The organism is Acidithrix ferrooxidans (assembly GCF_000949295.1).
Classification (GTDB): domain Bacteria; phylum Actinomycetota; class Acidimicrobiia; order Acidimicrobiales; family Acidimicrobiaceae; genus Acidithrix; species Acidithrix ferrooxidans.
In genome coordinates this window covers 1-10967 of record NZ_JXYS01000130.1, presented here as the reverse complement: position 1 = coordinate 10967, position 10967 = coordinate 1, and the positions used below count along the sequence as shown (strand labels likewise).

10 protein-coding genes and 1 pseudogene are annotated in these 10967 nt (G+C 53.0%); 9 read left to right on the top strand and 2 right to left on the bottom strand.

Annotated features, from left to right (window positions below; all coding sequences use genetic code 11):
* Window positions 1-609 (bottom strand): annotated as a pseudogene (locus tag AXFE_RS16760) (IS1595-like element ISAxf1 family transposase); the annotation flags it as partial.
* Between the two features lie 91 nt (window positions 610-700).
* Here AXFE_RS16760 and AXFE_RS16755 point away from each other — a divergent pair.
* The 3 genes from AXFE_RS16755 (at window position 701) to AXFE_RS20535 (ending at window position 3363) form a co-directional block, all read left to right on the top strand.
* Window positions 701-1750 (top strand): class I fructose-bisphosphate aldolase, encoded by a 1050-nt coding sequence (locus AXFE_RS16755; protein WP_052607062.1) that lies wholly within the window; start codon window positions 701-703, stop codon window positions 1748-1750.
* 202 nt (window positions 1751-1952) lie between these two features.
* Window positions 1953-2594: an MFS transporter gene (locus AXFE_RS21120; RefSeq protein WP_200891344.1), complete on the top strand. Its 642-nt coding sequence runs from the start codon at window positions 1953-1955 to the stop codon at window positions 2592-2594.
* Complete coding sequence (locus AXFE_RS20535; RefSeq protein WP_200891343.1) at window positions 2494-3363, top strand: sugar porter family MFS transporter; 870 nt, start codon at window positions 2494-2496, stop codon at window positions 3361-3363. Before AXFE_RS21120 ends, AXFE_RS20535 begins: the two co-directional genes overlap by 101 nt.
* Window positions 3364-3555: 192 nt before the next feature.
* Here AXFE_RS20535 and AXFE_RS16740 read toward each other — a convergent pair whose 3' ends face one another.
* On the bottom strand, window positions 3556-4026 hold the full coding sequence (locus tag AXFE_RS16740; protein WP_052607060.1) for a transposase: 471 nt from the start codon (window positions 4024-4026) through the stop codon (window positions 3556-3558).
* A gap of 555 nt (window positions 4027-4581) precedes the next feature.
* Between AXFE_RS16740 and AXFE_RS16735 the strand changes: the two genes are divergently transcribed.
* From AXFE_RS16735 to AXFE_RS16710, 6 genes are all read left to right on the top strand, one after another.
* Window positions 4582-6144 (top strand): MFS transporter, encoded by a 1563-nt coding sequence (locus tag AXFE_RS16735; protein ID WP_082058862.1) that lies wholly within the window; start codon window positions 4582-4584, stop codon window positions 6142-6144.
* A gap of 63 nt (window positions 6145-6207) precedes the next feature.
* A complete protein-coding gene (locus tag AXFE_RS16730; protein WP_052607059.1) occupies window positions 6208-8598 on the top strand; it encodes a glycoside hydrolase family 65 protein in 2391 nt (796 codons plus the stop codon).
* Window positions 8595-9413, top strand: a complete 819-nt coding sequence (locus tag AXFE_RS16725) for a beta-phosphoglucomutase family hydrolase (RefSeq protein ID WP_082058861.1) — start codon at window positions 8595-8597, stop codon at window positions 9411-9413. Before AXFE_RS16730 ends, AXFE_RS16725 begins: the two co-directional genes overlap by 4 nt.
* Before the next feature lie 229 nt (window positions 9414-9642).
* Window positions 9643-9858, top strand: coding sequence for a hypothetical protein (locus AXFE_RS16720; protein WP_152626183.1), 216 nt, complete (start codon window positions 9643-9645; stop codon window positions 9856-9858).
* Between the two features lie 47 nt (window positions 9859-9905).
* Window positions 9906-10358 (top strand): hypothetical protein, encoded by a 453-nt coding sequence (locus AXFE_RS16715; RefSeq protein ID WP_152626182.1) that lies wholly within the window; start codon window positions 9906-9908, stop codon window positions 10356-10358.
* Between the two features lie 92 nt (window positions 10359-10450).
* Window positions 10451-10789 carry a transposase family protein gene (locus AXFE_RS16710; protein WP_052605193.1) on the top strand — a complete coding sequence of 113 codons (339 nt, stop codon included), beginning with the start codon at window positions 10451-10453 and terminating at the stop codon, window positions 10787-10789.
* Window positions 10790-10967: the final 178 nt, after the last annotated feature.

Below are 10967 nucleotides of genomic sequence, written 5' to 3'. Positions count from 1 at the left end.
GTATCGGAATCTAAACGTCTCACAAAAACATCTTTGAATGATTTAGCAGTGGTATCTTTGATTACTTCCATGAAGCAATGAGTAGGAGCACCATTGCTAATCGACACTCCAATTAGGACATTGGTTTGCTTTTGTTCCCTTTCCTCTTCTGCCTTCGCCATGGCTCTCACCACCTAAAAAGAACTCATCTACCTGGACGTTTCCTCCAAGTTTATATAAACCATTTCGGTCAGCCATTGCTTTTCGTAGCTTATTTAGCATCAACCAGCCAGTCGAATAAGATACTTGAACGAATTTAGCAATGGTAGTAGCCGAAAGACCACGCTTGTCGTTGGACAATAGATAGATAGCGGAGAACCACTTGGATAAAGAGATATGGCTTCGATGGAAGATGGTTCCGGAGGTAACGCTAGTTTGACGGTGACAAGATTTACATTGAAAAAGTGGAGCTCGAGATGCTGCATTTCTTCGATGGTTTGGCCTGATTAAGGTAAACTGGTCAGAGTCACACTTTGGGCATCTAAATCCCTCTTTCCACCGCAATTTGATCAAATGATCTTCACATGCTTCCTCTGAAGCGAAGCGTACCATAAAGCCTGAGATATCCACCATGCCTCCTTTATCGAACATCTGTTCTACTAAAGATTAGCTCCAATCTGGTCTCGGTGGAGGCGAAACTTACGAAACTTGATAAGTATGAATGGATATTCAACAGCTACTAGGGGATGAAGCTAATTCCCTGCTCGGTCACACATGCAAGGGGATTTCCAAAAAATCCCTCACGCTGCCAGGTCCGAACTACATTGACCGAATCATGGCACAGAGCGACCGCTCTATAGTTGTCTTGCGCAACTTGGCGCACATGTACAATCATGGTCGGCTTGGTGGCACAGGTTATCTATCGATACTGCCAGTTGATCAGGGGGTTGAACATTCTGGCGCCGCTAGCTTCGCTCGAAACCCAGCTTATTTAGACCCCTCAAATATTTGTGAATTAGCGGTCGAAGGCGGGTGTAATGCCATAGCCTCCACCTTGGGTGTGCTTGGCATGGTCGCTCGACATTATGCCCATCGAATACCTTTCATCGTCAAGCTCAACCATAACGAGCTACTTACCTATCCAAACCACACTCGCCAAATCTTCTTCGCCTCTGTGCAACAGGCCTTCGATCTCGGAGCGGTAGGCGTAGGGGCGACCATCTACTTCGGCTCCGAAGACGCCGACCGTCAGTTGGTCGAGGTGAGTGCGGCCTTCGCCGAAGCTCATCGACTGGGATTGTTTACCGTACTGTGGTGCTACCTACGAAATGATGCCTTCGAACATGACGGAATAAACTACGAGACCTCAGCGGACCTAACCGGACAGGCCAACTACCTGGGCGTGACCATCCAAGCCGACATTATCAAACAAAAACAGGCCACATGCAATGGAGGCTATTACGCGGTGGACTTCGGAAAAACCGACCCTATCGTCTACTCAGAGCTCACCACAGATCATCCCATCGACCTCACTCGATGGCAAGTGGCCAACTGCTATTTGGGTAGGATCGGACTCATCAACTCCGGAGGCGGATCGGACGGACCCAACGACCTAGCCGGAGCCGTGCGCACAGCGATCATCAATAAGCGTGCTGGAGGAGTCGGGCTCATTGTCGGTCGTAAGTCATTTGAGAGACCTTTGTCTGATGGCATTGAGCTCCTCAATGCAGTCCAAGACGTCTTTCTCGACCCCTCAATCACGGTGGCCTAGACTATGGATACCGTCGTATCCGTAACTATTGATCCGACCCGATTCAGTAGCTTTAGACAAAGGCGGTCTTCCTCAGTGGATTTTGCCTCCACCGCCACCAGTCGCACTCTGATTCCAGAGCGCAATAACACTCCAACTCTTGGCGCCTTGGACGAATCTTTAGCGCCTTTTATCCTCTGTCAGAACTTGAGAGGAAGCCGTCATGAAAACTAACCCATCTGCAAGAGTCACTTCTGAGATAACTACCCAAACGATACGCCGCCATGTCTTTGGGGCTGCTGCCATTACTGCACTTGGTGGACTCCTTTTTGGATATGACACCGGAGTTGTATCAGGTGCATTGCTCTTTTTGCACGTCGATTTTGGGAGAATATCATCTCTCGACAAGGAACTAGTAACAAGCCTCCTCCTTGTTGGAGCGATGGTTGGGGCATTTTTTGCGGGCAAGCTTGCCGATACTATCGGGCGGCGGCGAACTGTTCTTATAACAGCGGTACTCTTTATGGTTGGAGTCCTTGGCGCTGGGTTCTCACCCAGTTTGCTAGTTCTGATCATTATGCGCTTTGTGATTGGTGTTGCTGTAGGTTCAGCTTCAATGGTCGTTCCGCTCTACATTGGTGAGGCGGCTCCGCCTAACCTTCGTGGCGCCCTTGTCAGCTTCAACCAGTTGGCAATCACCTCTGGTATTCTCAGCGCCTATCTAGTTGACTATTGGACTCTCCTACACTCAGAACTGGCGGCTCATGTTTGGCCTAGCCACCATTCCCGCTGCTGCCCTATTTGTCGGCATGCTCTTTCAAGAGGAGAGCCCTCACTGGTTGATCGCCCAAGGTCGAGAAGATGAAGCTCGAGCTGTACTAAAGCGAGTACGAGCCAGCAGTGAGATTGAAGCCGAGATTACCGAGGTACGAGAGCTCAGCCAAAAGAAGAGTCATGCCAGAGATCTTTTGAATCCTAAAATCCGCGGAGCACTAACCGTTGGGATTCTTCTAGCGATCTTTCAACAGGTGACTGGTATCAATACCATCATCTACTATGCCCCTACTCTCCTTCACGGTGCGGGACTGGGTAATTCTGCATCACTGCTTGCTAACGTAGCAAACGGGGTGATAAACGTCGCAATGACTATCGTTGCTATTCGATTGATCGATCGAGTTGGTCGTCGACCCCTACTGTTGGTAGGAACAAGTGGTATGGCTATCTCCTTGGTTGTGCTTGCATTAGCATTTGTCGTAGGTGGGAATCACCTCACAGGTGCGACGGCAATTATAGCTATTATCGCTTTACTCCTCTACACTGGATCCTTTGCAGTTGGCCTTGGGCCTACCTTCTGGCTACTAATTAGCGAAATCTATCCGGTTGGTATCAGAGGTCGAGCCATGAGCGTTGCCACGATTGCCAACTGGGGTGCGAACTTTGTTGTTACGATTTCCTTCCTAACACTGCTAAATGCCATTCACGGATCGGGAACGTTCTTCCTCTTTGGCTTTTTGACCATTGTCGCACTTGTGTATTTCCAACGAAAAGTGCCAGAGACCAAGAATCGCAGCCTACAGGAGATAGAACGAGATCTCTTTGGAGGTGAGAGTTCTAAGGTGGGGGGAGAAAGATAACTAAACTACAGTGTTATGTCGATCGGTAACGACTCAAGCTGAACTTTGGTCCTCGATAGTTTGATTCACAACCTTTCCACACAGGTATGGTCGGTTTTGCATCTCTCGCGTCGAGGGGCAATGGTTGGTTTACAAAACGGTCATCATCGCTCCATGGTGAGTCGACAGAGATCAAGCTATAGGTTTTAAACATTATTTGAAGCAAATGGCGGGTCTCCATTTAGTGGTCCAAAATGGGTCTTGCATCCAAAGAGTCTCCAGTAAATAGGTCACCATCCCGATCGGCGCCGTGACTTGAGTCAATGACGGTATCAGCCTGAACCTCACCAAAGTGTTGCCAGCAACATAGGCGTAACACACGCCAGAATAGGCCAATACACCTACGAAGATTGAGGCTTCAAAAGTTACCTTCTCAGATGTCATGGAGCTATAGATTGGAACCCTATCTCCGCCAAAGTCAACGAACAACTTGTAACCAGGTAGATGTTCAAGATGCATAGTTAGAGAGTTGACCACCTTGAGCGAACGCATCAGAACACAAAACTGTGAGTAACTGTAACTTTGATCGCCAAATTGCTCTGTGTATTCATCCCAAAGCACTTTGCGTGTGAGAGATGGGTGTTTGGCCATCTCTTTGATCAGTCCATCGAAGTCAGGGGTCACCTTTTCCTTAGAAACTGGTCCTGATGCCTTTGGGTATTAGATCTCCTTCAGCTCTTGATCGCTAAGTTCAAGGCCTTGAGCGATACTTAGACCGCATTTGACAATTGCGTTTAGATGTTTAGATACTTCTCTGGTGTGAAATCGACAGCGATGTCCCGATTTCACGAAAGGTATAACGATCTTCGTTAGCTAAACGAAGAATATCTCTGATTACTTTCAAATCAATCTCCCATTTTTTCCTTATCATTTCCTGGTTTCTCCTGGTTTCTAAGCCATCGTTATTGATGGCTCAAAAACCGAGTCTTACCTAAGAAATTCACCTGGTCGCAAGATTTGATATTGCGTGGTCGAGAGATTTGATATTCAGTGGTCGCAAGTCTTGATATTCAGTGGTCGAAAGATTGAAAAATAGTCAATTCCAGTGATGGTGGTCACCACAATTACGACGAGATAGATTGACAAATCACATCAAGAGAGTTAGTATTTGAAAAAGGAAGCCCAGACCCCGCATCCCTTATCAACAGAAATTTCTTTCTCGATGGGACGGTATACGCGATGGCGAAAACGGAGTCCGAACCGATCAGCACGCTCATACCGGCGCGTATAGACCGCCTTCGCTGGTCGCCCTTCCATACGCGCATGGTGATCGCCTTGGGCGTTGCCTGGGTGCTCGACGGGCTCGAGATTACAATTGCGAGCGACGTGGCTGACCTCCTTCAGAGGAAGAGTACACTTAGCATGTCCCCACGAGCGGTGGGCGACATAGCGTCGGTCTATCTCATTGGCGAGGTGGTCGGAGCTCTTGTCTTCGGTCGACTTTCGGATAAGCTCGGGCGGCGGAAGCTCTTTCTCGTAACGCTAGGCGTGTATCTTCTGGGCTCAGGTCTCACCGCCGCCACGCTTGGTCACGGTAGTGGATGGGTGATTTGGCTCTACGCCACTCGATTTATCGCCGGCATGGGTATCGGCGGTGAGTACGCCGCCATCAACTCCGCCATCGACGAGATGATCCCCGCGCGATACCGAGGTCGAGTGGACATTGCAATCAATGGTACATATTGGGGTGGCGCCCTAATCGGCACCTTGGCCGAGCTCTATATCCTCAATTCTTTCTCCGCCACCGTGAGCTGGCGACTCGGCTTCCTCCTCGGGCCGGTACTTGCCGTGGCAATCATCTTCGTTCGACGTAATCTCCCCGAAAGCCCCCGGTGGCTAATCATGCATGGGCGAGAGAAGGAAGCCGAAGTAGCGATCAAGCGAATGGAAAAAGAGTCTGCGGGTGGCGGAGATCTGCCACCGTTCGACGAATCGAAAGCACTCGTCATCAATCCGATCTCCGACCTCGGATACTATAGGCTGGCGCGTGTGCTGTTCACCCAGATGCCGAAACGAAGCATCTTGGGTGCGACATTGATGATAACCCAGTCCTTCCTTTACAACGCGATCTTCTTCACCTACGCACTGGTCCTCGCGACGGTCTACCACGTGTCAAGCGGCTCAATACCGCTGTACTTCATCGCCTTCGCTGTCGGTAACCTTGCCGGCCCCCTCATCCTCGGTCGGCTTTTCGACACAATCGGTCGACGGTTCATGATCAGCTCTACCTACCTGCTGGCTGGCGTACTACTGGCGTTAAGCGCGTGGGCATTCGACGCCAACCTGCTCGACGCGCTGACCCAGACCATCGCTTGGTCGCTGGTCTTCTTCTTCGCCTCCGCGGGAGCTAGTGCAGCGTATCTCACCGTGAGCGAAATCTTCCCGTTAGAGGTTCGAGCGAAGGCGATCGCCGTCTTCTTCGCCATTGCTCAGGCCTTTGGCGCACTGGGGCCTAACATCTATGGCGGCCTGGTCAACAACCATCGTGGACTCTTTTTTGCTTACCTGGTTGGGGCCGGGGTCATGATCATCGGCGGCGTCGCGGAGTTGGTGTTCGGCGTCGCAGCCGAGCAACAGTCACTCGAAGATATCGCAATGCCGCTCTCAGCCGTGGGAACCAATAGTGGCGGGACGATCACGACTGCAGTACGACCAGGATTCGCCCGCGGCGGACCTCACGATTCCGTCTACCCAGAACGCACGCATCGACCGACAGATGATGGGGGACGGGATGATCGGTGACGCCAACCTATGGGCTGCCGACCTAGAGCCTGCACGCATGGTCTTCGATATACGAGCCCTCCGGTGATTCAACATCCGGCCTTTACAATTGAGCCATGGTGCCTGCGCGAAACCGAATTGAACCTCAATATCTTGGCGCAGACCGAGTCGCTGTTCGCATTGTCCAACGGACACATCGGCTGGCGGGGCAATCTGGACGAAGGTGACCCATACGGTCTTTCGGGAAGCTATTTGAACGGCGTGCACGAACTCCGACCACTTTCCTACGCCGAAGCCGGTTACGGTTATTCTGAGCGCGACCAGGTCGTGGTAAACGTCACCGACGGAAAACTGATTCGACTATTGGTCGACGACGAACCGTTCGATGTTCGTTACGGCGAGTTGGACAGCCACGAACGCGTCCTAGATTTTCGCGCGGGGGTCCTCGACCGACGGGTCGAATGGTCGTCACCGTCTGATCGAAGGGTGCGGATAGCTTCTACGCGTCTAGTGTCCCTCGTCCAAAGGTCTGTTGCGGCGATTCGTTACGAGATCGAAGCCGTCGACCATGAAGTACGTGTAGTGGTTCAATCCGAGTTGGTTACGAACGAACCGCCACCGCCGCCGAGCGGTGACCCCCGAGTTTCGGCGGTACTAGATAGTCCGTTGCAAGCGGTAGGCCACGCCAACGAGGGGACTCGCTGCGAATTAGTGCACCACACCAAACATAGTGAGATCACCGTCGCGGCAGCTATGGACCATGAGGTGGAAGGCCCGGATTCGACGGAAGTGGTTGCTGAATGCTCCGACGATCTCGGACGCTTGACGGTTGCGGTCACGCTCGAACCAGGAGAGCGTCTGACGATCGTTAAGTACGTCACTTACGGATGGTCGGCTACTCGTTCGGAGAAGGCACTGCGCGATCAAATAGATGCGGCTCTCTTGGTCGCCTCGAGGACCGGCTGGGAAGGACTCCTGGCGGAACAGCGCAAGTTCCTAGAAGATTTTTGGGATCGCGCTGACGTCGAGGTAGACGGCGACGATGAGATCCAACAGGCCGCACGCTTCTCGCTCTTTCACGTGTTGCAGTCGGGAGCTCGAGGTGAACGTCGCGCGATTCCCGGCAAGGGACTGACCGGCCCGGGTTACGATGGACACGCGTTCTGGGATAGTGAGACGTTCGTGTTATCGGTACTTACTTACACAATGCCTGACGCTGTGGCACACGCCTTGTCGTGGCGCCATGACACACTCGCATCAGCGAAAGCTCGAGCATCAAATCTCGGTCTCAAGGGAGCACTATTTCCTTGGCGAACTATTACGGGAGCCGCGTGCTCGGCGTACTGGCCAGCGGGCGTGGCGGCATTTCACGTCAACGCCGACATCGCCGATGCCGTCATTCGATACGTAAAAGCGAGCGCTGACGAGAAGTTCGAGCGAGGCGTTGGTCTGGAGTTATTGAGTGAAACGGCGAGGCTATGGTATTCCCTCGGTCACTTTGTTCGCGACGGAGGATTCCGTATCGATGGAGTAACCGGTCCCGATGAGTACAGCGCGATCAGTGATAACAACATCTACACCAACCTCATGGCGCAGAGATATCTACGGGCCGCTGCCGACGTGGCCGAGCGTTACTGTGAATCATCGCGCGCACTCGAGATCGAAGAGGCGGAGATCCTCGAGTGGCGTCGTGCCGCTGACGCGGTGGTGATTCCCTTCGACGCAGTTCTTGGCGTTCATTCGCAGTCCGAGCGTTTCACTGACCACCAGGTATGGGACTTCGCGACCACGTCGAAAGAGCAGTACCCACTCTTTCTCAATTTTCCTTACTTTGACCTCTACCGCAAGCAGGTCATCAAGCAGGCCGACCTGGTGCTGGCCATGTACTTACGCGGTGACGCATTTACCCTCGAACAGAAGAGACGAAACTTCGAGTACTACGAGAAGCTCACCGTGCGCGACTCTTCCCTCTCAGCTTGCTGCCAAGCCATCATCGCGGCCGAAGTCGGCTACCTGGCGTTAGCGTACGACTACCTCGCCGAAGCCGCCCTAATGGACTTAGAAGATCTTGAGCACGACACCCGCGACGGTCTGCACGTAGCGTCGTTAGCGGGAACGTGGATTGCGCTGGTGGCCGGATTCGGAGGGATGCGCGAAAGCAACGATACGCTGACATTCGCTCCCCGTCTCCCCGAAGGGATTACTCGACTAGCCTTCAACATGGAGTTTCGCGGCCGACGCCTACGCGTCGAGGTAACACCATCGATGGTGAGTTACGTCTTGACCCATGGGGACGATCTGGAACTCTTTCACTTTGATAGGGCGATGACCGTGTCCATGAGTGGTCCCACTGTCTTTACGTTGACTCACGACCACTCGCGCCAATCGACACCCTCGATGCCGAGCCAACCCTTCGGGCGGACGCCCCGGCATCGCGTCACTACCAGTTCTCACGAGCAACAGGAGGCACCATGAGCGCGCCAAAGAAGGATGATCAAGTCAAGGACGTAGACTTTGCCGCCTACCACGCGTGGTTGTTCGACATGGACGGCGTATTGACGAACACCGCGTCAGTACACGCAGGTGCATGGAAGCAAGCATTCGACGAGTTTCTCAAGACAGAGGCGACTAACACGGGAAAGACGTATGCACCATTCGACGCCGAGGGCGACTACGAAAAGTACGTCGACGGTGAACCTCGTGACGACGGGGTTCGCAACTTCCTCACCGCGCGTGGCATCACCCTGTCCGAGGGCGCTGACGATGATCAATCTGACGCAGGCACCATCAAGGGGGTGGGTAAACGCAAGAACGAGCTCTTCCTGGAGGCCCTGAAGAAAGAGGGGGTGAAGGTCTTCGATGGCGCGGTGGCGCTCGTGAAGGAACTTCGCCTTAAGGGCGCCAAGGTGGCTGTCGTCTCGGCCAGCGAAAACACTAAGACGGCCCTAGTGGCAGCCGGTATTATCGATCTCTTTGACGCGGTCGTCGACGGACACGTCGTCAAGGATCTCGATCTGAAGGGGAAACCTGCACCCGACAGCTATCTCCAGGGAGCGAAGGTCCTGGGAGTGGATGCAGATACCGCCGTGGTCCTCGAGGATGCCCTGGCTGGTGTCGAAGCAGGTCGGGCCGGACGATTCGGCTTAGTTGTCGGTGGCGACCATCACGACGCGCCCGGTGTGCACGACTACGCCGATGGACTTCGCGCCCACGGTGCCGACGTCGTCGTGACGAGTCTCGCCGAGCTGATGACCCATGGATCGCACGCCGCGGGCGACAACCCGCAGTAGTGGCGTGGGTGGAGAATCCCAGCCGTGCTGGGAGTGACACGATTTCTGCGCTTCATCGACCTAGATGCACGACGGTGGCGAAGTTGGTGCGCGAAGTGCGGACGTTCGCACGGCCCACCGATCTCAAAGTTCTTTCACCATATTTCGATAACTCGCATGAAACAATGATATACTCACAAAGGACGCCCAAACCTCGCATCTTTCTCGACCAATAATGGTAGGTTTCAAAATGAAAGTGTGCGGGATGGCCTACATGGACGGCGAACTTAATTCGGTAGCGACGACGTCGCCTTCACGTCACTTTCACTTTCCCAAAGAATTCCGCGAGTACCCTGACGACATGGGTAGGCCGTCGCAGTTCTGGGCGCGGAAGACCACTCGTCGACAGGAGTCCGCCCCCCATGGACTCCCGTCGACGACGATTACTCGGTTGGTGGCGACTTGACCAGAAGCTTGCGCGGAGTACGGCCCGATAAGCAAGGCACGGCTAACGTGAACCACCTTTCGCCGTGCGCCGCCGACTCCCTCGTCATATTCGGCATCACGGGAGATCTCGCCAAGAAGATGACCTTCCAGGCGTTGTATCAACTGGAGTTGGCTGGCGAGTTGAACGTTCCGATCATCGGCGTAGCCGAGGAGGACTGGTCCGTCGATCACCTGCGTTCCTCCGTACTCGCGGCATTGAAGTCGGGTGACGAAGTGGTCGACAAAGGGATATTTGACCGCCTAGCGAAACGGTTCAGGTACGTACAGGGCGACTTCAACAACCCCGCCACCTACCAGGCTCTCGCGAAGGATCTGCAGAGGAGTTCACACTCCTTGTACTACCTAGAGATACCACCCGGACTATTCGCTCCGGTGGTCGCCTCTCTAGACGAGGCAGATCTCCTCCAGGGCGCCCGGGTGATGATCGAAAAGCGGCACTTCGGATTTAACGGTGGCTAGAGGTTAAAGTTCCATTTTTATAAAGTCGCTTTGGAGGTGGTACAGGGGTTCTGCCAGAATGGGATTTGAACAACTCATGATGGAGAGCCCCTGTGGAAAAAGATCATAAAGCAATTTCTAAAATCTTGGTTGGTTTAGTTGATATTAATTTGATAGGCGTTGAAGATAATCTTGGTGAACCGCTCCATGTTCACATTGAGTGTTCTAATTCACAAAAGCAATGTCCAACTTGTGAAGGCAAAGTTCACCATAATGGCCTCAGAGTTGTTGAGGTTGTAGACCTACCGTCTTTTGGTCGCAAGGTTATTCTTTTTTGGTCTAAGCACAGATGGCGATGTGCAAACAAACACTGCCCCCAACCGTCTTTTAGTGATGATGATCCAAAAATAGCTCAATTTCAAATACCCACAAGGTCGTCTTCGCCTAAGTGATCGGGCGGCTAGATGGGCAACTTATGCTGTTGGAGCCCAGCGTCGTAGCGTTTCTTGTGTGGCTAAGGAACTTGGCTGTGATTGGCATACGATAAATGACGCAGTCGTTGCCTATGGAGCTGCATTGGTGGATGATCCTTCACGTTTTGGTGCTGTGGATGCTCTGGGACTAGACGAG